General features: G+C 67.3%; 22 protein-coding genes. 10 read left to right on the top strand and 12 right to left on the bottom strand.

Annotated elements, in window-relative coordinates; genetic code table 11:
- Positions 1 to 3: 3 nt before the first annotated feature.
- Together QP552_RS13505 and QP552_RS13500 are read left to right on the top strand one after the other, a co-directional pair.
- Positions 4 to 777: an NAD kinase gene (locus QP552_RS13505; RefSeq protein WP_286073860.1), complete on the top strand. Its 774-nt coding sequence runs from the start codon at positions 4 to 6 to the stop codon at positions 775 to 777.
- Between the two features lie 47 nt (positions 778 to 824).
- The gene (locus tag QP552_RS13500) at positions 825 to 1,769 is read left to right on the top strand and encodes a 5'-nucleotidase (protein WP_005410242.1); all 945 of its coding nucleotides are present in this window, start codon (positions 825 to 827) and stop codon (positions 1,767 to 1,769) included.
- An 85-nt stretch (positions 1,770 to 1,854) separates the two neighbouring features.
- Here QP552_RS13500 and QP552_RS13495 read toward each other — a convergent pair whose 3' ends face one another.
- The 11 genes from QP552_RS13495 to asnS form a co-directional block, all read right to left on the bottom strand.
- Complete coding sequence (locus QP552_RS13495) at positions 1,855 to 2,406, bottom strand: DUF2939 domain-containing protein (RefSeq protein ID WP_286073859.1); 552 nt, start codon at positions 2,404 to 2,406, stop codon at positions 1,855 to 1,857.
- Positions 2,407 to 2,461: 55 nt separating this feature from the next.
- A complete protein-coding gene (locus tag QP552_RS13490) occupies positions 2,462 to 3,148 on the bottom strand; it encodes a DUF2461 domain-containing protein (RefSeq protein WP_005410240.1) in 687 nt (228 codons plus the stop codon).
- On the bottom strand, positions 3,145 to 4,584 hold the full coding sequence (sbcB, locus tag QP552_RS13485; RefSeq protein ID WP_111113365.1) for an exodeoxyribonuclease I: 1,440 nt from the start codon (positions 4,582 to 4,584) through the stop codon (positions 3,145 to 3,147). Before sbcB ends, QP552_RS13490 begins: the two co-directional genes overlap by 4 nt.
- Positions 4,584 to 5,951 carry an NAD(P)/FAD-dependent oxidoreductase gene (locus QP552_RS13480; protein ID WP_106550252.1) on the bottom strand — a complete coding sequence of 456 codons (1,368 nt, stop codon included), beginning with the start codon at positions 5,949 to 5,951 and terminating at the stop codon, positions 4,584 to 4,586. Before QP552_RS13480 ends, sbcB begins: the two co-directional genes overlap by 1 nt.
- Positions 5,952 to 5,982: 31 nt before the next feature.
- Positions 5,983 to 7,257: a kynureninase gene (gene kynU, locus QP552_RS13475; protein WP_286073858.1), complete on the bottom strand. Its 1,275-nt coding sequence runs from the start codon at positions 7,255 to 7,257 to the stop codon at positions 5,983 to 5,985.
- A gap of 169 nt (positions 7,258 to 7,426) precedes the next feature.
- Positions 7,427 to 7,948, bottom strand: a complete 522-nt coding sequence (locus QP552_RS13470; RefSeq protein WP_106550250.1) for a 3-hydroxyanthranilate 3,4-dioxygenase — start codon at positions 7,946 to 7,948, stop codon at positions 7,427 to 7,429.
- A 20-nt stretch (positions 7,949 to 7,968) separates the two neighbouring features.
- The gene (can, locus tag QP552_RS13465; protein WP_106550249.1) at positions 7,969 to 8,631 is read right to left on the bottom strand and encodes a carbonate dehydratase; all 663 of its coding nucleotides are present in this window, start codon (positions 8,629 to 8,631) and stop codon (positions 7,969 to 7,971) included.
- A gap of 74 nt (positions 8,632 to 8,705) precedes the next feature.
- Positions 8,706 to 9,344 carry an FMN-binding negative transcriptional regulator gene (locus QP552_RS13460; RefSeq protein WP_111113367.1) on the bottom strand — a complete coding sequence of 213 codons (639 nt, stop codon included), beginning with the start codon at positions 9,342 to 9,344 and terminating at the stop codon, positions 8,706 to 8,708.
- A 7-nt stretch (positions 9,345 to 9,351) separates the two neighbouring features.
- A complete protein-coding gene (locus tag QP552_RS13455; RefSeq protein WP_006453002.1) occupies positions 9,352 to 9,666 on the bottom strand; it encodes a hypothetical protein in 315 nt (104 codons plus the stop codon).
- 7 nt (positions 9,667 to 9,673) lie between these two features.
- A complete protein-coding gene (locus tag QP552_RS13450) occupies positions 9,674 to 9,973 on the bottom strand; it encodes a hypothetical protein (RefSeq protein ID WP_005410232.1) in 300 nt (99 codons plus the stop codon).
- Positions 9,974 to 10,006: 33 nt separating this feature from the next.
- Complete coding sequence (asnS, locus tag QP552_RS13445) at positions 10,007 to 11,401, bottom strand: asparagine--tRNA ligase (RefSeq protein WP_049436745.1); 1,395 nt, start codon at positions 11,399 to 11,401, stop codon at positions 10,007 to 10,009.
- Positions 11,402 to 11,529: 128 nt separating this feature from the next.
- On the opposite strand from asnS, the gene QP552_RS13440 reads away from it, so the two are divergent.
- The 7 genes from QP552_RS13440 to zipA all read left to right on the top strand — a co-directional run bounded on the left by QP552_RS13440 (position 11,530) and on the right by zipA (position 18,503).
- Positions 11,530 to 11,868: an iron-sulfur cluster assembly accessory protein gene (locus QP552_RS13440; protein WP_006452998.1), complete on the top strand. Its 339-nt coding sequence runs from the start codon at positions 11,530 to 11,532 to the stop codon at positions 11,866 to 11,868.
- 117 nt (positions 11,869 to 11,985) lie between these two features.
- On the top strand, positions 11,986 to 12,528 hold the full coding sequence (locus QP552_RS13435; protein ID WP_111113382.1) for a CbrC family protein: 543 nt from the start codon (positions 11,986 to 11,988) through the stop codon (positions 12,526 to 12,528).
- Positions 12,529 to 12,717: 189 nt separating this feature from the next.
- Positions 12,718 to 13,155: a 30S ribosomal protein S6 gene (gene rpsF / locus QP552_RS13430; RefSeq protein ID WP_005410228.1), complete on the top strand. Its 438-nt coding sequence runs from the start codon at positions 12,718 to 12,720 to the stop codon at positions 13,153 to 13,155.
- A gap of 11 nt (positions 13,156 to 13,166) precedes the next feature.
- Positions 13,167 to 13,397: a 30S ribosomal protein S18 gene (rpsR, locus tag QP552_RS13425; protein WP_002804494.1), complete on the top strand. Its 231-nt coding sequence runs from the start codon at positions 13,167 to 13,169 to the stop codon at positions 13,395 to 13,397.
- A gap of 105 nt (positions 13,398 to 13,502) precedes the next feature.
- Positions 13,503 to 13,952, top strand: coding sequence for a 50S ribosomal protein L9 (gene rplI / locus QP552_RS13420; protein ID WP_014647660.1), 450 nt, complete (start codon positions 13,503 to 13,505; stop codon positions 13,950 to 13,952).
- A 260-nt stretch (positions 13,953 to 14,212) separates the two neighbouring features.
- Positions 14,213 to 17,716, top strand: coding sequence for a chromosome segregation protein SMC (gene smc, locus QP552_RS13415; protein ID WP_111113368.1), 3,504 nt, complete (start codon positions 14,213 to 14,215; stop codon positions 17,714 to 17,716).
- A gap of 46 nt (positions 17,717 to 17,762) precedes the next feature.
- On the top strand, positions 17,763 to 18,503 hold the full coding sequence (zipA, locus tag QP552_RS13410; protein WP_286073857.1) for a cell division protein ZipA: 741 nt from the start codon (positions 17,763 to 17,765) through the stop codon (positions 18,501 to 18,503).
- A gap of 83 nt (positions 18,504 to 18,586) precedes the next feature.
- On the opposite strand, the gene QP552_RS13405 is transcribed toward zipA, so the two are convergent.
- A complete protein-coding gene (locus QP552_RS13405; protein WP_286073856.1) occupies positions 18,587 to 19,711 on the bottom strand; it encodes a pyridoxal phosphate-dependent aminotransferase in 1,125 nt (374 codons plus the stop codon).
- Between the two features lie 282 nt (positions 19,712 to 19,993).
- Here QP552_RS13405 and ligA point away from each other — a divergent pair, with 282 nt between their 5' ends.
- Positions 19,994 to 22,465: an NAD-dependent DNA ligase LigA gene (ligA, locus tag QP552_RS13400; RefSeq protein WP_286075940.1), complete on the top strand. Its 2,472-nt coding sequence runs from the start codon at positions 19,994 to 19,996 to the stop codon at positions 22,463 to 22,465.
- Positions 22,466 to 22,481: the final 16 nt, after the last annotated feature.

Raw genomic sequence — 22,481 nt, 5'->3', positions numbered from 1 at the left:
CCGATGAGCGACACCCCCCGCATCGCTTTCCTGGCCAGCAGCACCGGGCCCGCGCAGATGGCCCGCGCGGCCATGGTCTCGCGCTATGGCGACTTCGCGCCCGAGCAGGCCGACGTGCTGTGCCCGCTGGGCGGCGATGGCTTCATGCTGCAGACCCTGCATCGGCATGGGCACCTGGGCAAGCCGGTGTTCGGCATGAAGCTGGGCACGGTCGGTTTCCTGATGAACCAGTACCGTGGCGACGAAGACGTGCATGCCCGCATCGCCCGCGCCGAGCCGGCCCATCTGCGCCCGCTGGAAATGGTGGCGCTGACCGAGTCCGGCACCAGTACCGGTTCGCTGGCCTACAACGATGTTTCGCTGCTGCGCCAGACCCGGCAGGCCGCGCATATCGGCATCGACCTGAACGGCCAGGAGCGCGTGGCCGAACTGATCGGTGACGGCGTACTGGTGGCCACCCCGGCCGGCAGCACCGCCTACAACTATTCCGCGCATGGCCCGGTGCTGCCGCTGGGTTCGCACACCATCGCGCTGACGCCGTTGGCGCCTTACCGGCCAAGGCGCTGGCGCGGGGCCATCCTCAAGGCCGACACCGAAGTACGCTTCCGTGTGCTGGACCCGTACAAGCGTCCGGTCAGCGTGACCGCCGATTCGCACGAGACCCGCGATGTGGTCGAGGTGACCATCCGGGAGTCGAAGGACCGCCGGGTGACCCTGCTGTTCGACCCGGAGCACAACCTGGAAGACCGGATACTGAGCGAACAGTTCGTTTTTTGAGGACAATGGGCGGCCGGCCGTGCCGACCGCTTGAAGGACCCCCACCGATGGGCGACAACTCCCCCCGTTTGCTGACCGTCGCGGTGACCTCGCGCGCCCTGTTCGACCTCGAGGAAAGCCACGCGCTGTTCGAGAGCGATGGCGTGGCGGCGTACGCCGAATTCCAGCGCCAGCACGAGGACGACATCCTCGGCCCCGGCGTGGCCTTCCCGGTGGTACGCAAGCTGCTGGCGCTGAACCAGGGCGCCAGCCCGGAGAACCCGCGGGTCGAGGTGATCCTGCTGTCGCGCAACTCGGCCGATACCGGCCTGCGCATCTTCAATTCGATCCAGCACTACGGCCTGGGCATCATCCGCGCCACGTTCACCGCCGGCGAGCCGACCTGGCCGTACGTGAAACCGTTCGGCACCGACCTGTTCCTGTCGGCCAACCCGGAGTCGGTGCGCAGCGCGCTGCGCCATGGCATTGCTGCGGCCACCATCCTGCCCAAGCCGCCTGGCGAGACTGCAGCCGCTGCGGCCGACCAGATCGATACCGGCCGTCCGGCCGGGCAGCTGCGCATCGCCTTCGACGGTGATGCGGTGATCTTCGGTGACGAGAGCGAGCGCATCTCGCGCGAGCAGGGTGTGGAGGCGTTTGGCCGGCACGAGCGCGAACGCGCCCGCGAGCCGCTCAGCGGTGGGCCGTTCCGCGGTTTCCTGTCGGCCCTGCATACGCTGCAGGAAGTCTTCCCGGCCGGCGAAAGCGCGCCGATCCGCACCGCATTGGTGACCGCGCGCTCGGCGCCGGCGCACGAGCGGGTGATCCGCACCCTGCGCGAATGGGGCGTGCGCCTGGACGAAGCGCTGTTCCTTGGTGGGCGCCACAAGGGCCCCTTCCTGCAGGCCTTCGGGGCCGACATCTTCTTCGACGATTCGCAGCACAACATCGACAGTGCGCGCGAACACGTGGCCGCCGGCCATGTGCCGCATGGCGTCGCCAACGAAGGTTGATCGTCGCCGGGCATGGCCCGGCGCTACCGGATGGGGCCGTCGGTGGTAGCGCCGGGCCATGCCCGGTGGGCGCCACGGCAATCGGTCACGGTGTGGCCGACATCCCCAACTGCAGATCCACCACCTTCCAGCGCAGGCCCTGCGGTTCCAGCACCACCTTCAACGGCGGCTGGCCGGGGCCGCGATCGACGTCGATCACGAAGCGGTCCAGCGCTTCAAAGTGATGCTCGGCGTTCTTCAAAGGACGCGCCGGTTCGGTCGCGCCGAAGGCATCGCCGCCCTGCAGTTCATTGCGGCCGCGCTTCCACAGCACATGGCCCTGCAGCATCGCGCCGATGCCGGTCGGGGTCACCATGGTCTCCACCGCTGCACCGCCGAGCTGGTCGCCCAGGCCGTAGAGCAGGGCGCCGAACGGGCTGGCCGCTACATCCGGGCCGGCCTGGCGCACCAGATAGTCATTGAGCTGCGCGCGCAGGCTGCTGCGCACGCGCGGGAAATCGACGTAGCGTTCCAGTCGCGCCGTGTCACGTTCTTCGATGGCCTTGGACAGGCCGTGCACGGTCATGTAGGGGCCGCCGAACCACCACGCAGCCAAGGCCAGGACCAGCAGCACAGCCAGTGCAGTGAGCTTCTTCATGCTGTCCAGACTGCCGCAAGTGAGGCAGCCAGTGGTGAACGGCAGGTGATGCGGCTCAGAACTCCAGGTCCAGCGCCGCGCACAGGTAGTCGACGAACGGGCCGAGCCCAGCCAGGTCCTTGCCCAGCGTGGACAGCAGGCGCGGGCCGGTCATGGTGGCATCGTCCAGCGAGCGCCACATCACCCAGTTGCGGTGCTTGAGGTCGTCAATGAACTCGAAGTCGGCCGGGAAGCCACGTGGCGGGCGCACCAGCTTCTCGCTCTCCTCGAAGTCGAAGCGCTTGCGCAGCGCCGGGGCATGCGCGGCGGCCTTCCAGCTGCCCGGGTTGTCGAGGATGAAGTGGCGCACGCGGCGCTGCGTCTCGGGTTCTGGATGCCACAGGCCAGCGCCGACGAAGCTCTCGCCCGGCTGCAGGTGCACGTAGAACGAGGGCGCGGCTACTTCGCGGCGGCGCTCATGGAACAGGCGTGCACCCTGCCAGGTCTTGTACGGCGACTTGTCGTTGGAGAAACGCGCGTCACGATGGATGCGGAACAGCGAGCCACCGACGCCGCGGGTATCGGCGCGGAAGTGCTCGCTGACCTCGGCCAGCGCCGGCTGCAGGTCGCCCAGCAGGCGCAGGAACGGCTGCCGCACGTGGTCTTCGTACTGCTGGCGGTGATCGTTGAACCAGGCCTTGTCGTTGTGCCGCGCAAGGCTGCGCAGGAACTTGAAGCTGGCGTCCGAGAAATAAGTGCTCACAGCGTCTCCTGCAGGTGCTGGCCCCAATCACGCAACGACTGCAGCAGGGCCTGGCGCCGGGTGTCATCGGGCGCTTCGGCGGCCAGTGCATCCAGCTGCTGCTGGTACTGGGGCAGGTTGAGTTCGCCCAGGCCCCCGTCTCCGAGCAGGCGCTGGCGGCGGTAATCCTGCCAGCGCTGGCGTTCAGCCGGCGCGAGGCTGCCGGGATGGTTGCGCGCACGGTAGCGGAACAGCAGCTCGGGCAGGCGCGGGTCACGGAAGCGCCCTTCCAGCGCGGCCAGCTGATCCGGCGCGGTGGTACGGGCCAGGGCCAGCAGCGGCTTGTCACCGTTGCCCAGGAATCCGTCGTACAGCGATGCATCGACATCAGCCACGGTGGCCACGCGCGGCTGGTTGTAGACCTGGCGCGCCTTCTCGGCCAACTGCGGGGCGAATTCGCGCAGGCGCTCGATCTTGGCTTCGATGGCCGCCACGTCCAGGCCCAGGCGCTCGTGGTCGTCGGCACGCAGGTGGTTCCAGGCGATCAGCGCCGGCACCTTGTTGAGGTGCACCTCCTTCAGCGGCACCCGTGCAACGCCCTCGGGCAGCTCGCTGGCGCGCATGTACAGGCGCTGTGCGATCACGTCGGCCGGCAGTGCCAGCAGGTCGTCGATGTCGCCGTCCAGGTCGAACACGATCACCCGGTTGCTGATCGTCGGGTGCACGGCCAGCGGCAGCACCGGCGCCGCGCACAGGCGGCTGGCCGGGTAGCGCATGGAAATGTGCAGCACCGGCTTCATCGCGGTTACATCCAGCAGGCTGCCGACGAAACGCTTGTCGCGCAGCTTCAGAGCGTAGTCCCACAGGCGCGGCTGTGACTGCTTGAACAGCCGTGCCATGCCGATCGTGGCGCGCACGTCGGACAGCGCTTCGTGCGCATCACCCTCGCGCACGTTGTTGGCTTCGGCCAGGTGCTCGAGCTTGAACGAGGTGGCACCGTCCTCGCGCAGCGGCCACTGGATGCCGTCCGGACGCATCGCGCGCATCAGCCGCAGCATGTCCAGCAGGTCCCAGCGCGAATTGCCGTTGCGCCACTCGCGCTCGTACGGGTCATGGAAGTTGCGGAACAGGCCGTAGCGGACGAACTCGTCGTCGAAGCGCAGCGTGTTGTAGCCCAGTGCGCAGGTGCCGGGACGCGACAGCTGCTCGTTGATGCGGTCGAAGGCTTCGGCCTCGCTGATGCCCTCGGCCAGGGCCTGCTGCGGGGTGATGCCGGTGACCAGGGTGGCCATCGGCGAGGGCAGCAGATCGTCGGCCGGGCGCACGAAGAAGCTGACCGGGGTGTCGATCTCGTTCAGATCGGCGTCGGTACGGATCGCGGCGTACTGCGAGATGCGCGTGCGCCGCGGGTCCTGGCCGAAGGTTTCCAGGTCGTAGAACAGGAAGCTGTCAGCCATCAGTGCGCGCCCTCCAGGACCGGCAGCTGCGCATGGATCTGCGCTTCCAGTGCGGCCCAGTCGATGTTGTCCAGTGAATCGTGGCCGGCCGTGGCCGCCACCAGCATGTCGCGCTGAAGCTCGGTGCGGCGCAGGGCCTCCGCGTACGGCGTGTGCAGGAAGGTGACCATCGTGTAGTGCGGCACGAAGCGGGTCGGCCAGCGCCGCTGCAGTTCCTGTTCCAGTTCACGCTGCAGCAGGAAGGCGGGATCGGCCACGCGGTCGCGCATTTCCAGGTAGTTCTCCAGTGCCATCTGCTGGATCGCGCGTGCGTTCGGCTTGCGCTCGGCCTCGAATGCGGCGAATGCGCCTTCCAGGTCGTCCGCTTCCATCAGGTGGCGGGCCAAAGCCACGCAATCCTCGAACGCACAGTTCATGCCTTGCCCGTGGAACGGCACCATCGCATGTGCGGCGTCGCCGATCAGGACCGCGCGGCCCTGCTGGTGCCAGCGATCGAGCGTCAGCGTGCCGAGCAGGCCGGGCGGGTGCTGTTCCCAGTCCGCGCGCAGGTTCGGGATCAGCGGCAGGGTGTCGGCGAACTCGCGCGCGAACAACGCTTCGGCCTGTACGCCCGTGTTGACGGTGGCAAAGCTGGGATCGCCCTGGTTGGGCAGGAACAGGGTGACGGTGAAGGTGCCTTCGTGGTTGGGCAGGGCGATGCACATGTAGTGGCCGCGCGGCCAGATATGCAGCGCGTTGCGTTCGATGCGGAAGCTGCCATCGACGGCCGGCGGAATTTCCAGCTCCTTGTAGGAGTGGTCGAGGAACGCGATGTCCTCGCCCAGCGGCGCCCGCCGGTTCATCGCCGCGCGCAGCGCCGAGCCTGCACCATCGGCGCCGATCAGGGTGTCGAAGCGGATGTCGTGCGGGCTGTCGTCGCGGTCATCGATGAAGCGTGCGTAGCCGGCATCGAAATCGACGGTGTGCAGGCGGCGGTGGAAGTGCACGGTCGCGCCAGCCTGTTCGGCCAGTTCCAGCAGCGTGGTGTTCAGGTCGCTGCGATGGATCGACCAGATCACCTCGCTGTCGTCGCGGCCATAGCGCTGCAGCTGCGGTTCGCCTTCGCGCGGATGCACCATGCGTCCGCGCATCATCACTGCGCGCGCCATGACCTCGTCTTCCACACCGGCCTGGCGCAGCGCGTTGCGCCCACGTTCGGCCAGCGCCAGGTTGATCGAGCGGCCGCTCTCGTAGTCGGCCACGCGCGGATCGCCGCGGCGTTCGTACAGGGTGATGCGCCAGCCCTGGCGTGACAGCAGGATGGCCAGCAGTGACCCGGCGAGGCCGGCACCGATAATGCTCAACGAGCGGGAAGCGTGTGCGATCAACGAACTGTCCAGCAGTAGGGGAGGGGCCGGCTCAGAGGCCGGCCCAGGCTTCCACTTCCTCGACGAAATGGTGCACGTCCAGGTAGCGGTTGTAGAGCGGGGTGGGCGAAATGCGGATCACGTCCGGCTCGCGCCAGTCGCCGAGCACGCCGATGCTGCGCAGGTGCTCGAACAGCGCACGGCCGCGCTCGCGGCCACCGATCACGCGCAATGACAGCTGGCAGCCACGGCGCTGCGGCTCGGCCGGGGTGATGATGTCGAGCACGCCGGACAGGCGTGCACGTACAAGCGCTTCGAGCATGCCGGTCAACGCCAGCGACTTGCTGCGCAGCGCCTCCATGCCGGCGCGCTCGAACAGGTCCAGCGAAGCGCGCAGCGGCGCCAGGCCGAGGATCGGCGGATTGCTGAGCTGCCAGCCTTCGGCACCGATGGCGGGGGTGAACTGCGGTGCCATCTGGAAGCGGGTGGATTCCTCATGGCCCCACCAGCCGGCAAAGCGCGGCAGCGTGGTGTCGCGGTGATGGCGCTCGTGCACGAACGCGCCGGCCACCGCACCCGGGCCGCTGTTGAGGTATTTGTAGTGGCACCACACTGCGAAGTCGGGTGCGATGTCATGCAGGCGCAGCGGCAGGTTGCCCACCGAGTGCGCCAGGTCGAAGCCGATGCGCGCGCCCTGCAGGCGGGCAGCACGGGTGATGGCATCAAGGTCGAAGGCCTGGCCGGTGCGGTACTGCACGCCAGGCCACAGCACCAGCGCCAGGCGCGGGCCGTGTTCGGCGATGGCGCGCTCGATGGCAGTGAGCGAGATCGTTCCGTTGGCTTCGTCCGGCTGCACTTCCACCAGGCACTCGGCCGGATCGAACCCATGGAAACGGATCTGCGCTTCCACCGCGTGGCGGTCGGTCGGGAACGCACCGGCTTCCATCAGGATCACCGGGCGCTGCGCGGTCGGCCGGTAGAAGCTGACCATCATCAGGTGCAGGTTCACGCTCAGCGTATTCATCGCCACCACTTCGCTGGGCAGTGCACCGACCACGCGGGCCAGCTGCGCACTCACCAGGCGGTGGTAGGACAGCCACTGCGTCGGGCCGGTGAAGTGGCCTTCCACCGCCAGCTCGCCCCACTGCTTCATCACTTCCTGCACCGCGGCCTGTGCGCCGCGCGGCTGCAGGCCCAGCGAGTTGCCGACGAAGTAGGTCTGCTCGCCACCGCCATGGTGCGGAATCAGGAATTCGTTACGCAGCGGGCGCAGCGGATCGGCGGCGTCCAGGGCAATGGCGTGGGTGCGGCTGAGCAGGTCGGACATGGTCGGGCAACAGGCTGCAACGGGGCTGCCAGTGTAGCGCTTGGGGCCGGCGTGATGCCGCGCGGCGCGCTCGCCGGGCATGGCCCGGCGCTACCTGGGGATCACGCGCATCAGTAGCGCCGGGCCATGCCCGGCGGAGGTATCAGCAATCGCCATGCCCACCGGCCTTTCAACCCGCCGCCGGCACCGGCAACGGGTCCACGTGCCCGCACTCGCTGCAGGTACGCAGCTCCAGGCTGGCGTGATAGCGCGCGAACACCTTGGGTAGATCGGTTTCGATGTTCTGCAACGGGAAGAACTCTTCGTGCAGCTTGTGGTTGCAGCGCTCGCAGTGCCAGATCACGCCGTCCATCTCGTGCGGCAGGCGCTTGCGTTCGACCACCAGGCCGACCCCGCCGGGCGGGCGCCGCGGCGAGTGCGGCACCCTGGCCGGCAGCAGGAAGATCTCGCCGGCACGGATCGGGATGTCGCGCACCGCGCCGTCCTCCTGCACCTTCAGCACCATCTCGCCCTCGAGCTGGTAGAACCATTCCGGGCCTTCGTCGTAGTGGTAGTCGGTGCGCGAGTTCGGCCCGCCCACCACCATCACGATGAAGTCGCCGTTGTCGATCATCTTGTTGCCCACCGGCGGCTTCAGCAGGTGGCGGTGTTCTTCGATCCAGGCGTGCAGGTTGATCGGCGAGGCGAGCATGGTCGTGGTCCGTAGTGAGGTCAGTCGCGCCGGCCCTGGCGGGGCACATAGGACAGCGCCTTTTCATAGGCAGGCTTCAGCTCTTCCGGTGCACCGACATCGATGCCCATTTCGCTGACCCGGCCGTTCTTCAGGCTGTAGACCCAGCCGTGCACCATCAGCTTCTGGCCACGCGCCCAGGCGTCCTCGACGATGGTCGAACGGCACAGGTTGGCGACCTGCTCGATCACGTTCAGTTCGCACAGGCGCGCGTGCTTCAGCTCGTCATCCTCGATCGCATCGAGGATGCCCTGGTGCTTCTGCACCACGTCACCGACATGGCGCAGCCAGTTGTCGGCCAGGCCGACGCGGGTGTTGTGCAGGCAGGCGTGCACGCCGCCGCAGCCGTAGTGGCCGACGATCAGGATGTGCTTCACCTTCAGCTGGTCCACCGCGTACTGCACCACGCTCAGGCAGTTCAGGTCGCTGTGTGCCACCACGTTGGCGACGTTGCGATGCACGAAGACTTCGCCCGGCGCCATGCCGATGATCTGGTTGGCGGGCACGCGCGAGTCGGAGCAGCCGATCCACAGGTACTCCGGATGCTGCTGCTTGGCCAGCTGGTGGAAGAACTCCGGATCTTCCTGGGCGATGCGGTCGGCCCAGTCGCGGTTGTTCTGCAGCAGGCGGTGGATGTCTTTCATGTGCGGTATCCCTGGCGTCGGGTGGGGGCAAGGCGCGGCCGATCCGGTCGCGTCGTCGCGGGAATCTGAGGTGATCAGCCGCCGGTAGCGGCCTGCTCACGGTGCCAGCGCATCCACTGCGCAAGCTCGTGGGAAGAAGGGGTGGCCAGTGCGTCCAGCGCGGCGATCACCGCCTGCTGGTTGGCGTCGGGATGGTTCTGGCTGAGTTTCAGCTTCAGCTGCACGTGTTCGACCTGGAAACGGAAGCCGACGATGGCGCGCAGCTCGGGGCCATGCTCGGCGCGCGTGGCATCGAACTGCCAGGCCTGGCCGACGCTGGCCTCGAAGCGGTCGCTGATCGCGCCGACCAGTCCAGCCAGCGAATCGGTGTCGTCGAAGGTCTGCAGCTGGCCACGCAGTTCGGCGGCGGCGTAGTTCCAGGTGGGTACCCGCGCGGCAGGCTCCTTGTCCGGATACCAGCTGGCCGAGACGTAGCCATGCGGGCCGTCGACCAGCACCTTGGCCGCGCCGCTGTGGCGCGACTGCGGGTTGGCGCGGGCCCAGTGGCCGCGCAGCTCGATCTGTTGCCCGTCACGCTGGTACAGCACCGGCATCCGGGTCAGCTCGGGCAGGCCGTCATTGCCGACGGTGAGCACGGTGACGAACGGGTCACGCGCCAGCAGGCGATCCAGCCAGAGCAGGTCGGTCTCGGCGAAGGCGCGCGGGGTGAACATGCTGGGGTCAGGCGCGCCCGCCCAGCGACTGGATCATGCGGCCACGCAGACCCTCGTCGCTGTCGGCCTGCGGCGGCTGCACTTCGTGCAGGCTGAAGCCGCGCACCAGCGCATCTTCCTCGTCCAGGCCGTCGTACTCGACGAATTCGGCGTCGAACAGCTGCGAACGTGCGGTGTCCTCGCTGTCATAGCTCAGCGTGTTGCCATCGCTGTCGAGCACTTCGGCGGTGCCGGCAGGGCGAACGCGCAGGCGCGCCCAGATCAGGGTGTTGCCGAGGCTGGCCAGCCACCAGCTGTCGCGCGAGGCGGTGATGTCATTCATGAGCGTATTACCAGAGCGAGGCCAGCCAGAGCAGGGCAGCCATGCCCAGTCCGGCCAGCAGGGTCAGCAGCGATACCCAGGCCGGCGTCGCCAGCCCGGACAGTGAGCGGTCAGGCTGCTGGCGGTAATCGCGTCGCAGCAGCCAGGCCAGGGCATCGGGCTTGAGGAAGGCGCCGCTGCCGAAGCGCGCGGCGAGCGCCGGATGGCGGTCGCGCACGTGCACCAGGGTCAGCGGCCAGAAGATCACGAAGGCACTGAACCCGGCCACTGCGACGCCGACGAAACAGAGGGCGAAGAACAGGGTCATGGGGGCAGTACCTCCGTGGTCGTGTGCAGTGGCTTAGAAGTCCGCGCTGCCCGGGGCGCGCGGGTAGGGGATCGCATCGCGGATGTTGGACAGGCCGCAGACGTACACCACCAGGCGTTCGAAGCCGAGTCCGAAGCCGGCGTGCGGCACCGAACCGTAGCGGCGGAAATCGCGGTACCAGCTGTAATGCTCGCGATCCAGGCCGAACTGGGCCATGCGCGCGTCCAGCACGTCCAGGCGCTCTTCGCGCTGGCTGCCGCCGATGATCTCGCCGATGCCCGGGGCCAGCACGTCCATCGCGGCAACGGTCTTGCCGTCGTCGTTCAGGCGCATGTAGAAGGCCTTGATGTGCTCCGGATAGTTGGTCACCACCACCGGGCGGCCGACGTGTTCCTCGGTCAGCCAGCGCTCGTGCTCGGTCTGCAGGTCCAGGCCCCATTCGACCGGGAAGTCGAACTTCCTGCCGGACTTCTGCAGCAGGCTGACCGCATCGGTGTAGTCGATGCGCTCGAACGGTGCGTTGATGAAGTCTTCCAGCTTGGTGATCGCGTTCTTGTCCACGCGCTCGGCGATGAAGGCCAGGTCGTCGCTGCGCTCGTTCAGCACGGCACGGAACAGGTACTTCAGGAACTCTTCGGCCAGGCGTGCGTCTTCGGCCAGGTCGGCGAAGGCGATTTCCGGCTCGATCATCCAGAACTCCGCCAGGTGGCGGGTGGTGTGGCTGTTCTCGGCGCGGAAAGTCGGGCCGAAGGTGTAGACCTTGCTCAGTGCCAGGCAGTAGGCCTCGACGTTCAGCTGGCCGGACACGGTCAGGAAGGTTTCCTTGCCGAAGAAGTCGCGGCTGAAATCGATCGCGCCCTTCTCATCGCGCGGCAGGTTCACCATGTCCAGGGTGGACACGCGGAACATCTGGCCGGCGCCTTCGGCGTCGGAGGTGGTGATGATCGGGGTGCTGATCCAGTTGAAGCCGTTCTCGTGGAAGAAACGGTGCACGGCCTGGGCCAGGCAGTTGCGGATGCGGGTGACCGCACCGAACAGGTTGGTGCGCGGGCGCAGGTGCGCCACTTCGCGCAGGAACTCCGGCGACATCGGCTTGGGCTGGATCGGGTAGGTCAGCGGGTCTTCGACCCAGCCGACCACTTCCAGCGCACTGGCCTGGATCTCGAACGACTGGCCCTTGCCCTGCGACTTCACCAGAGTACCGGTGGCGATGACCGAGCAGCCGCTGGTCAGGCGCTTGATCTCGTCGAAGTTGGCCAGGGTGTCGTTGGCCACGACCTGGATCGGGGCGAAGCAGGAGCCGTCGCTCACATTCACGAAGGCCAGATTCGCTGAACCGCGCACCGTGCGCACCCATCCGCGTACCGTGACTTCGCCGCCTTCCGGGATCTTCCCGGCAAGCGCATGTTCAACGCTGACCACCGTCATGACTTGAATCCTCTGCTGATCGACTCGATCTGTGAACACGGGAGTTTACCGGTTGCAGCGTTCCGCTTGCGAGGCATTTTTCGTGGCAACGGCTCCTTATAATGTCCCCGTACCTCTGGAGTAGACCCATGGCCGTCAGCCTGACCCCCATTGCCTTCGAGCGCGTGCAGCGCTTTGTCGCCCAGACCCCCGGTGCGCTGGGCCTGCGTTTCGGCGTGACCAAGACCGGTTGCTCCGGCTGGGGCCACGTGACCGACCTGGCCCGCGACGAGCGCGAGGGCGACACCGTGTTCGACCAGGACGGCGTGAAGATCTATGTCGACGCCAAGAGCCTGGCGCTGGTGGACGGCACCGTGATCGACTTCGGCAAGCATGGCCTGAGCGAGACCTTCACGTTCAGCAACCCCAATGCCACCGCCGAGTGTGGCTGCGGCGAGAGCTTCACCACCGACGCCGACAAGGCCTGAGGGCCGGTTCTGGCATCCGCCGGGCGTGGCCCGGCGCTACCGGGGGTATGCTCCATGGGGCAGGCAGGGTAGATGCCGACCTTGTTCGGTACGCTGCACCAGAAGGGACCTCCACGGATGGAACGACCGGTTTTCACCTTTTACCCGAACGCCTACGCGCTGTCCTTCGAGGACGCTGATGGCGTCTGCGACTGCTGTGGCCAGCCCCGGGCGCTCCGCTACCGCGGGCCGTTCTACACCGCCCGGAAACCCGGTTACCTGTGCCCGTGGTGCATTGCCGATGGCAGCGCGTCTGCGCGCTTCGATGGCGAATTCACCGGCTGGAGCGATATCGAGGGGGTGTCGCCGGACCCGGCCGACCCGCCGCCGACCATCGCCCGTGAACTGCTGCTGGAAATCTGCGAGCGTACGCCGGGCTACTTGTCCTGGCAGCAGTCGGTCTGGCTGAGCCACTGTGAGCGGCCCTGCGCCTTCCTCGGCTTCGCCGGCAGCGAAGACCTGCTGCCCATCCTCGACCAGGTCCGGCCGGACGTAGCCGAGGTCAATCCGCGCGACGCGGACTGGGTGCTGGAGCACCTGAGCCGGGACGGGATGATGGTGGGCTGCCTGTTCCAGTGCCTGGCCTGCGGCCAGCACCGCCTTCACGTCGATCTGGGCTGAATACGCCCGCCGGGCATGGCCCGGCGCTACCGGGTTCAGGTTGCCTGGGCCCCGCCGGTTGCCCGGTGCCTGCATCTGGGCCATAATGCGCGGCTTCCTGCCTGCCCGGCGGGAATCCTTGCCCCACCGCGGTATCAACGGCGGGGGGCTGTCCGGCCGCAAGGCCACATCCGAAAGGTAGAAAAAAACATGAGTCGTCATTACGAAATCGTGTTCATGGTCCACCCGGACCAGAGCGAGCAGGTCCCGGCCATGATCGAGCGCTACAAGTCGCTGGTCGAGAACGGCAACGGCACCATCCACCGTCTGGAAGACTGGGGCCGCCGCCAGCTGGCGTACCCGATCCAGAACCTGGTGAAGGCCCACTACGTGCTGATGAACATCGAAGCCGACCAGGCCGTTCTGAACGAACTGACCGAAAGCTTCCGCTTCAACGACGCCGTGCTGCGCAACCTGGTCATCAAGCGTGACGAGGCTGACACCGAGCAGTCGCTGATCATGAAGAGCAAGGACGAGAAGGGTGACAAGCCGGAGCGCGGTGAGCGCCGTCGTCGTGACGACGAAGAAGGCGAGTCCAACAACACCGCTGACAACGAAGCCGGCGACGACGCCGCTTCCGCCGCCTAAGGAGCCTTCCAATGTCCAAGTTCTTCCGTCGCCGCAAGTTCTGCAAGTTCACTGCTGAAGGTGTGAAGGAGATCGACTACAAGGATCTCAACACCCTGCGCCAGTACCTGACCGAGAACGGCAAGATCGTGCCGAGCCGCGTCACCGGTACCAAGTCGAAGTACCAGCGCCAGCTGGCGACCGCCGTCAAGCGCGCTCGCTTCCTGGCCCTGATCCCGTACACCGACAACCACGACGTCTGATGCCCGGCGGGGCGGCCCGGTGCCGCCCCCGCTGTGCCAGCTATTCGGACAGCCTTTGTTGCGGGGCACCGCCTCGCTAACGAATAACTTATCTGGAGCAATACCATGCAGCTGATCCTCCTGCAGAAAGTCACCAACCTCGGCAACCTGGGCGACCTGGTCGACGTGAAGCCGGGCTACGGCCGTAACTTCCTCGTGCCGCAGGGCAAGGCCGTTCCGGCCACCGAGAGCAACAAGGCCGAGTTCGAAGCCAAGCGCGCCGAATACGAAGCCAAGGCCCAGGCCATCCACGCCGATGCTGACGCCCGCAAGGCCAAGCTGGACGGCGCGAGCGTGACCATCCCGGCCAACGCTTCGACCGAAGGCAAGCTGTACGGCTCGGTCGGCGCCCGCGAAATCGCCGATGCCTTCACCGCTGCCGGCCTGCCGGTCAGCAAGAGCGAAGTCATCCTGGGCGAAGGCGCCTTCCGCAACATCGGCGAATACGACGTGCTGATCCACCTGCACGCCGACGTCGAGACCACCGTCAAGGTCGTCGTCGTCGCCGAAGCCTGATCCCACGCCGCAAGGCCTGGCATCACCGCAGAACGGGCGCCCGCAAGGGTGCCCGTTTTGTTTTATGGCTCCCGCTCCAGGGTGTCGAGGCCGGCCGGGCCGACGGGGCAGGGCTGGACAATGTTCCACGCCCATTCGTAGAACACGGCCACATCGGTATACTCAGGGCGTCACACCCGTTCCACGGCCATCGATCCCAACAGGATCAATGACTTGGAGGGTAAACGCAGGCCGCTTGCCGGCCCCAGTCCGGAACCCCTATGCGTCTTTCCACGATCAAGCTGTCCGGCTTCAAGTCGTTCGTCGATCCGACCACCCTGCACCTGCCGACCAACATGACCGGCGTGGTGGGGCCCAATGGCTGCGGCAAGTCGAACATCATCGACGCCGTGCGCTGGGTCATGGGCGAGAGCTCGGCCAGCCGCCTGCGCGGCGACTCGCTGACCGACGTGATCTTTTCCGGTTCCAACGCCCGCAAGCCGGTCTCGCAGGCCACCGTCGAGCTGATCTTCGACAACTCCGACCACACGATCTCGGGCGAGTACGCCTCGTTCAACGAAATCTCGGTCAAGCGCACGGTCAGCCGCGACGGCACCAGCAATTACTACCTCAACGGCACCAAGTGCCGCCGCCGCGACATCACCGATCTGTTCCTCGGCACCGGCCTGGGCCCGCGCAGCTACTCGATCATCGAACAGGGCATGATCAGCCAGATCATCGAGGCACGCCCGGAAGACCTGCGCGTCTACCTGGAAGAGGCGGCCGGCATCTCCAAGTACAAGGAGCGCCGCAAGGAGACCGAGACCCGCATCCGCCACACCCGCGAAAACCTGGACCGCCTGGGTGACCTGCGCGACGAGATCAGCAAGCAGCTCGAGCATCTCAAGCGCCAGGCCAAGCAGGCCGAGCAGTACCAGGCGCTGCAGGAAGAGCGCCGGGTCAAGGATGCCGAATGGAAGGCACTGGAATTCCGTGGTCTCGACGGACGTCTGTCCAAGCTGCGCGAAGGCCTGTCGCAGGAAGAGACCAAGCTGCAGCAGCTGATCGCCGACCAGCGTGATGCCGAGGCCCGCATCGAGACCTCGCGCGTTCGACGCGAAGAAGCCGCCGATGCGCTCAACACTGCGCAGGCGGCGGTCTACCAGGTCGGCAGCACGCTGGCCCGCCTGGAGCAGCAGATCCAGCACCAGCGCGAGTTGTCGCAGCGCCTGCACAAGGCACGCGATGAAACCCAGCAGGCCCTGGCCGAGCTGGGGCAGCACATCAGTGGCGACGAAGCCAAGCTGATGGTGCTGCGCGAGGCAGTGGAGGCCGCCACTCCGCAGCTGGAAGAACTGCAGGAAGAAAACGAGATCAAGCAGGAAAGCCTGCGCGAGGCTGAAGACCGGCTGGCCAGCTGGCAGCAGCGCTGGGAACAGCACTCCTCGCAGAGTTCGGAAGCCTCGCGCGCCGGCGATGTCGAGCGCACGCGCGTGGATTACCTGGACAAGCAGATCCTCGATGCCGACCGGCGTCGTGAAGCCCTGGCCGCCGAGCGCGCCGGGCTGGACGTGGACGCACTGGAAGAAGCCTTCGAGCAGCTGCACCTGCAGCACGACACGCAGAAGACCGCGCTGGATGAGCTGAGCGAAGACGTCGAGCTGCGCAAGCAGGGCGTGACCGCCGTGCAGGAGCAGCAGCGCAATGGCCAGAACGAACTGGCGGAACTGCGCAAGCAGGTCAACGGCCTGCGTGGCCGCCTGGCCTCGCTGGAAGCCCTGCAGCAGGCCGCACTGGGCCAGGAGCAGGGCGCGGCCGTGGCCTGGCTGAAGGCGCGTGGGCTGGACTCGGCGGCGCGTGTCGGCGAACGCCTGGATGTCGATGCCGGCTGGGAAAACGCGGTGGAAAGCGCGCTCGGCCAATTGATCGAAGGCGTGCTGGTCGATGACCCGGCCAGCCTGGTCGACGCGCTGGGCGAACTGGGCGATGGCCACATTGCGCTGGTCGCCAACGCCGGTGCCGACTTCAAGGCTGCACCGACCTCGCTGGCTGCACGCGTGCGTGGTCCGGCAGCGATCCGTCGCCTGCTGGCGCACCTGCACGGTGCCAAGGATCTGGCCGAAGCCAAGGCGCTGCAGGCCGGCCTGCCCGAGGGCGATTCGATCATCACCCAGGGCGGTGAGCGCCTGGGCGAGGGCTGGTTGCGTGTGTCGCGTTCCGGCGCGGCACAGCAGGGCGCGCTGCTGCGCGAACGCGAGATCAATGAGCTGCGCGAGCAGATCGAGCAGCTGCAGGACCGCGAAGCCGAGCTGGAAGAACAACTGGCAGGCTTCCGCGAGCAGTTGCAGGCCGCCGAACAGCAGCGCGAAGACGCGCAGCGTGCGCTGTACCAGGCCCATCGTGCGGTATCCGAACTGGCCGGGCAGCTGCAGGGCCAGCAGGGCAAGGTGGAGGCCGCACGCACGCGCATCGATCGCATCGAAGGTGAGCTGAAGCAGCTGCAGGATGCGCTGGAGGCCAACAACGAACAGGCGCGTGAAGCGCGTTCGCGATTGGAGAACGCGGTCAGCAGCATGGGCGACCTGGAATCGACCCGGCAGCGGCTGGAGGGCGAGCGCCGCCAGCTGACCGAGGCCCGCGACCTGGCCCGCGACGCCGCACGTGCGGTGCGCGAGCGTTCGCACTCGCTGGCGCTGACACTGGAATCACAGCGGGCGCAGCTGGCCTCGTTGAGCCAGGCACTGGAACGCATGGGTACCCAGCGCGGACAACTGGATTCGCGCCTGGGTGAACTGCATTCGCAGCTGGACGAGGGTGATTCGCCGGTCGAATCACTGCAGGCCGAGCATCAGAACGCGCTGGAAGAGCGCGTGCGTGCCGATCGCGTGCTGACCGAGGCGCGCACGCTGCTGGACGGTATCGACGCCGAGCTGCGCAATTACGAACAGACCCGCCACCAGCGCGACGAACAGGCATTGGCCCAGCGCGAGCGCATCTCGCAGCGCAAGCTGGATCAGCAAGCGCTGGTGCTCAGCGCGGACACTCTGCAGGGTGCGGTGGAGAAGGCCGGTTTCGTACTGCAGGACGTGCTCAATGCGCTGCCCGAAGATGCTCGCCTGGGCGACTGGGAGCAGGCCGTGCACCAGATCGATGGCCGCATGCGCCGGCTGGAGCCGGTCAATCTGGCGGCCATCCACGAGTACGGCGAGGCGTCGCAGCGCTCGGACTACCTGGATTCGCAGCACACCGACCTGACCACCGCGCTGGAAACCCTGGAAGATGCCATCCGCAAGATCGACCGCGAGACCCGCGGCCGCTTCAAGGACACTTTTGACCGCGTCAATGCCGGCGTGCAGGCGCTGTACCCGCGACTGTTCGGTGGCGGCCACGCCTACCTGGAGCTGACCGGTGAAGACCTGCTCGACACCGGCGTGACCATCATGGCGCGTCCGCCGGGCAAGCGGGTGTCCAGCATCTCGCTGCTGTCCGGTGGCGAGAAGGCGATGACTGCAGTGGCGCTGGTGTTCGCCATCTTCCAGCTGAACCCGGCACCGTTCTGCCTGCTGGACGAGGTGGACGCACCGCTGGACGAAGCCAACGTCGGTCGCCTGGCCAACATGGTCAAGGAAATGAGCGAGAAGGTGCAGTTCCTGTTCGTCAGCCACAACAAGGCGACGATGGAAGCGGCGCACCAGCTGTCGGGCGTGACCATGCGCGAACCAGGCGTCAGCCGCCTTGTCAGCGTGGACCTGGAAGAAGCCGCACGATTGGCGGGCGCGGCCTGACGTGCCATCCTAATTACCTGAATGAACTAGCCGGAGAACCTATCGAATGTCCGACACGGCACTGTTGCGCATCGGCATCCTGGCCGCCGGCCTGCTGTTGATCGCCGCGATCTTCCTGTTTGGCCGTCCGAAGAAGAAGCCCCAGGGGCGCCGCGTGGAAAGCGCGGAACCGACCAGCGGCGAGCGTCGCGAGCCGGTGCTGGGCGATGATGGCGTCACCGTGGCCGATGGCCGCGTGGAACCGGGCATGGGCCCGGAAGGCGAGCAGGCCGAGCTTGGCCTGGCCGACACCGACGCCGGCGTGGCCAGCGACCTTGGCAAGCGCGCCACCCAGGACTTCGACAAGATCGTCTCGCTGTTCGTGGCCGCTCGCGCCGGCGAGCAGCTGCGTGGCGAAGACATCGTGGTGGCGGCGGAGAAGACCGGCCTGGTGTTCGGCCACATGAACGTGTTCCACCGCCTGGTGGAAGGCCACCCGGAGCGCGGTCCGATCTTCTCGATGGCCAGCATCATGAAGCCGGGCAGCTTCGACATGGCCAACATCCGCGCGATGGAAACCCCGGCCATCGCCTTCTTCCTGACCCTGCCGGCGCCGCTGACCGCGCTGGACGCCTGGGAGAAGATGCTGCCGACGGTGCAGCGCATGGCCGAGCTGCTGGACGGCGTTGTGCTGGATGACAGCCGCAACGCTCTGGGGCGCCAGCGCATCGCGCATATCCGTGACGAGCTGCGCGCCTATGATCGCCAGCACCAGGCGCCGCCGCTGACCAAGACCCCGCGCTGGTAAATGCTTTTTTTCGGTGTGCCGACCAACGGTCGGCACCCACCGTCGGCAACTTCCGGTAGATCCACGCCATGCGTGGATGCGGTCTACGCCGGGACGCCGGCCACCTTCGCGAACGCGCGGCGGAACGCGGCCATCTCCTCCTCGGTGCCCACCGTTACCCGCACGCGCTGCGGCCAGATCGGCCAGCTGCGGCCGATGACAACGCCGTTGTCCGCCATCGCCTTGGCAAAGGCAGCACCGTCGCGCTGCACATCCACCACGAAGCAGTTTGCTTCCGACGGAACGCAGCTGAAACCACGCTTGCCCAACCACGCGATGGTGGCCTGGCGCGCCTTGGTATTCTGCAGGCGCCGCTGCGGGATCAGCTGCGGGTCGCGCAGGCTTGCCAGTGCCGCGGCCAGGGCCGGCACCGGTAACGGGTTGTCGCCCAGGCGGGCCAGTTCGCGCAGGCGGTCGGGATGTGCGGCCGCCACGCCCAGGCGCAGGCCGGCCATGCCGTACAGCTTGGAGAACGTGCGCAGCACGATCAGGTCATCGCGCTGCGTCACCTGCGCGATCAGGCTCGGCTGCTCGCTGTACTGCAGGTAGGCCTCGTCGACCAGCACGCGGGTGGCGGCAGGCTTGTGGGCCAGCAGCCAGGCAAGCTGATCAGGAGGGCTGACCGAGCCGGTCGGGTTGTTCGGGTTGCACACATACAGCAGTCCGGTCGGTTGCGCGTGCGCCGCAGCCACCATCGCGCGCAGGTCATGTGCACCGTCGTCGCGCAATGGCACTTTCTGCACGTGGGCGCCGTGGGCCGCAGCCACCTCGCCCAGCGTCTCGAAGGTCGGGTCGGCTACCACCAGGCCCGCCTGCGGGCCCGTCCACACGGTGGCGGCGCGATTCAACGGTTCACTGGAGCCGGGATAGAGGCGCACATGGTCGGCCGGCAGTCCTGCCTGTTCGATGAAGGTGTCGCGCACTTGCCCGGCGAGCTCGAAACGATAGCGTCCGCTGCTTGCGATGCTGTCCCGCGCGGCCTGCTGGGCTGCGGGCGACGGGCCATACGGGCATTCGTTGAAGTTCAGCAGTACAGCACCTTCGCGAGGTGCGGGCGCAGCGGCCGAGGCCGGCTGGGCCTGGGCAAGGCGGGGAAGGCCGGTGCCGGCCATGGCGAGGCCGGCACCGGCCAGCTGCAGGAAGTGACGGCGGGAGGCGGGCGGGGTCATGGGCGGAATTCCGATGAGAGGCGACGCACGCTAGCGCTGGAGGGGACTGGCGGCAAGCTGATTCTGTAGCGTCGAGCCGTGCTCGACTGCAGACGTGCCAACCAAGGTTGGCACCTACCGGAACGGGGCGAAGGCTGGCTCCTACCGGAGCGGGGGCGAAGGTTGGCAGCTACCAGAGCGGGGGAGCGGCAGTCGAGCATGGCTCGACGCTACAAAGGCGGAGGCGTTACCAGGCCTGACGGCCGGGCGCGGTAGAATCCCCGGCCATCCCAGAACCACCGGATCCCGATGAGCCCCAGCCCCGCCGAACGCGCCGAAGATCTTCGCCGGCAGATCGCCCAGGCCAACCGCGCCTACCACGAGCTGGACGCGCCGGAGATCCCCGACATCGACTACGACCGGATGGTGCGCGAGCTGGAAGCGCTGGAGCGCGATCATCCGGAACTGGCCCGTGCGGACAGCCCGACCCAGCAGGTCGGTGCCCGTCCTTCCGGCCGCTTTCCGGAGGTGCGCCATGCGGTGCCGATGCTGTCGCTGTCCAACGCCTTCAGCGACGAGGAAGTGGCCGACTTCGTACGCCGCATCGACGAGCGTCTGGGGCGCCGCAGCCTGCAGTTCTCGGCCGAGCCGAAGATGGACGGCCTGGCGATCAGCCTCCGCTACGAGGAGGGTCATTTCGTGCTCGGCGCGACTCGTGGCGATGGCAGTACCGGCGAGGACGTGACCGCCAACCTGCGCGAGATCGGTGACATTCCCAAGCGCCTGCACGGCAAGGACTGGCCAGACGTGCTGGAAGTGCGTGGCGAGGTCTACATGGCGCGCGCCGATTTCGAGGCCTACAACGAACGTGCACGTCAGCACGGTGGCAAGGTGCTGGCCAATCCGCGCAACGCCGCGGCCGGTTCGCTGCGCCAGCTCGATCCGAAGATCAGTGCGCAGCGCAGGCTGAGCTTCTTCGCCTACGGCACCGGCGAGGTGCAGGGTGGCGAGCTGCCAGACACCCATTCGGGCACGCTGGCCCAGCTCGGCGCCTGGGGTTTCCCGGTCAGCGCCCTGTGCAAGGTGGTGGAAGGGACCGACGGCCTGCTGGGGTACTACCGAGATATCGGTGAGCGCCGCGACGGCCTGCCGTTCGATATCGATGGCGTGGTCTACAAGCTGGATGACCGCGCCGGCCAGCAGGCGATGGGCTTCGTCTCGCGCGCACCGCGCTGGGCCATCGCGCACAAATTCCCGGCGCAGGAGCAGAGCACGACGGTGGAGGCGATCGAGATCCAGATCGGTCGCACCGGTGCCGCTACGCCGGTCGCACGTCTTGCGCCGGTGGCCGTGGCCGGCGTGATCGTCTCCAACGCCACTCTGCACAACGCCGACCAGATCGCACGCCTGGACGTGCGCGTCGGCGACAGCGTGATCGTGCGTCGTGCGGGCGATGTCATTCCCGAGGTGGTCAGCGTCATCCTCGATCGCCGCCCGCAGGGCACCTCGCCGTGGAAAATGCCGACGCGCTGCCCGGTGTGTGGCTCGGAAATCGTGCGCGAGGAAGGTGCAGCCGCATGGCGCTGCTCGGGCGAGCTGTCCTGCCCGGCGCAGCGCAAGGAAGCGATCGCCCACTTTGCCTCGCGCCGCGCGATGGACATCGACGGCCTGGGCGACAAGTACATTGAAACCCTGGTCGATGCCGGCATCGTCAAGAGCGTGGCCGACCTCTACCGGCTCAACCGCGATACGCTGCTGCACCTGAAGCTGGTGCTGGATGCAGAGGATCCGTCGGCGCTGGCGGCGGCGCTGAAGCTGCACCTGCCCGCCGAGGGCAGTGGTGCGGTGCTCAATGCGGCGCTCAAGCTGGACGGCAACGATCCGGGCTGGCGCGCGCAGGCGCTGGCGCAGCCGGCCAGCTTCGAATGGAACACGAAGAAGATCGCCACCAAGTGGGCCGACAACCTGATCGCAGCGATCGACGCCAGCCGAGCCGCCACGCTGGAACGCCTGCTGTTCGCACTCGGCATCGAGCATGTGGGCGAGAGCACGGCCAAGGCGCTGGCGCAGTGGTTCGGTGACCTGGAACTGATCCGCCACCTGCCGTGGCCGCTGTTCAAGCGCGTGCCGGACATCGGTGGCGAAGTGGCGCGCTCGCTGGGCCACTTCTTCGAACAGCAGGGCAACCAGCAGGCCATCGATGACCTGTTGCAGGTCGGCCAGGTCCGCATCAGTGATGTGCACGCGCCCAGCGCGAAGCTGCGCGAGGGCCTGGATCTGGCGCAGCTGCTGGTTGAGTCGGAGATCCCCGGCATTACCCGCCTGCGCGCGGAAAAACTGGTCGCCGCGTTGCCCGGTGCACAGGCGGTGCTCGACGCCGAGCATGGCCAGTTCGTCAACGCCGGGCTGCCCGATGACACGGCGCGTGGTCTGGCCGAGTGGCTGGACGCCGATGGCCATGGTGCGATGCTGTTGGCCGCCGAGAACGCGATGCGGCAGATCCTGGCCAAGGCGCCGGCGCTGGCCGAGATCGTGGCCGGTCCGCTGGATGGGCAGACCGTGGTACTGACCGGCACCCTGGCCCAGCTTACCCGCGATGCCGCCAAGGAGCGCCTGGAAGCCCTCGGTGCCAAGGTGTCCGGCAGCGTGTCGAAAAAGACCAGTTTCGTGGTGGCCGGCACCGAGGCAGGCTCCAAGCTGGACAAGGCACAGTCGCTGGGCGTGCCGGTGTGGGACGAGGACCGCCTGCTGGCCTATCTTGCTGAACACGAATGATGATCCCGCCGGGTGC

This window comes from Stenotrophomonas sp. 59 (genome assembly GCF_030291095.1).
GTDB lineage: Bacteria > Pseudomonadota > Gammaproteobacteria > Xanthomonadales > Xanthomonadaceae > Stenotrophomonas > Stenotrophomonas maltophilia_Q.
The sequence above is the reverse complement of the archived record's forward strand: the minus strand, read 5'-3'. Positions and strand labels throughout refer to the sequence as shown.

Coding starts and splice junctions, on each gene's coding strand:
- QP552_RS13505 (WP_286073860.1), top strand. CDS start 4: ATGAGCGACACCCCCCGCATCGCTTTCCTGGCCAGCAGCACCGGGCCC.
- QP552_RS13500 (WP_005410242.1), top strand. CDS start 825: ATGGGCGACAACTCCCCCCGTTTGCTGACCGTCGCGGTGACCTCGCGC.
- QP552_RS13495 (WP_286073859.1), bottom strand. CDS start 2,406: ATGAAGAAGCTCACTGCACTGGCTGTGCTGCTGGTCCTGGCCTTGGCT.
- sbcB (WP_111113365.1), bottom strand. CDS start 4,584: ATGGCTGACAGCTTCCTGTTCTACGACCTGGAAACCTTCGGCCAGGAC.
- kynU (WP_286073858.1), bottom strand. CDS start 7,257: ATGTCCGACCTGCTCAGCCGCACCCACGCCATTGCCCTGGACGCCGCC.
- QP552_RS13470 (WP_106550250.1), bottom strand. CDS start 7,948: ATGCTCGCCTCGCCGATCAACCTGCACGCCTGGATCGAAGAACACCGC.
- can (WP_106550249.1), bottom strand. CDS start 8,631: ATGAAAGACATCCACCGCCTGCTGCAGAACAACCGCGACTGGGCCGAC.
- QP552_RS13460 (WP_111113367.1), bottom strand. CDS start 9,344: ATGTTCACCCCGCGCGCCTTCGCCGAGACCGACCTGCTCTGGCTGGAT.
- QP552_RS13455 (WP_006453002.1), bottom strand. CDS start 9,666: ATGAATGACATCACCGCCTCGCGCGACAGCTGGTGGCTGGCCAGCCTC.
- QP552_RS13450 (WP_005410232.1), bottom strand. CDS start 9,973: ATGACCCTGTTCTTCGCCCTCTGTTTCGTCGGCGTCGCAGTGGCCGGG.
- asnS (WP_049436745.1), bottom strand. CDS start 11,401: ATGACGGTGGTCAGCGTTGAACATGCGCTTGCCGGGAAGATCCCGGAA.
- QP552_RS13440 (WP_006452998.1), top strand. CDS start 11,530: ATGGCCGTCAGCCTGACCCCCATTGCCTTCGAGCGCGTGCAGCGCTTT.
- QP552_RS13435 (WP_111113382.1), top strand. CDS start 11,986: ATGGAACGACCGGTTTTCACCTTTTACCCGAACGCCTACGCGCTGTCC.
- rpsF (WP_005410228.1), top strand. CDS start 12,718: ATGAGTCGTCATTACGAAATCGTGTTCATGGTCCACCCGGACCAGAGC.
- rpsR (WP_002804494.1), top strand. CDS start 13,167: ATGTCCAAGTTCTTCCGTCGCCGCAAGTTCTGCAAGTTCACTGCTGAA.
- rplI (WP_014647660.1), top strand. CDS start 13,503: ATGCAGCTGATCCTCCTGCAGAAAGTCACCAACCTCGGCAACCTGGGC.
- smc (WP_111113368.1), top strand. CDS start 14,213: ATGCGTCTTTCCACGATCAAGCTGTCCGGCTTCAAGTCGTTCGTCGAT.
- zipA (WP_286073857.1), top strand. CDS start 17,763: ATGTCCGACACGGCACTGTTGCGCATCGGCATCCTGGCCGCCGGCCTG.
- QP552_RS13405 (WP_286073856.1), bottom strand. CDS start 19,711: ATGACCCCGCCCGCCTCCCGCCGTCACTTCCTGCAGCTGGCCGGTGCC.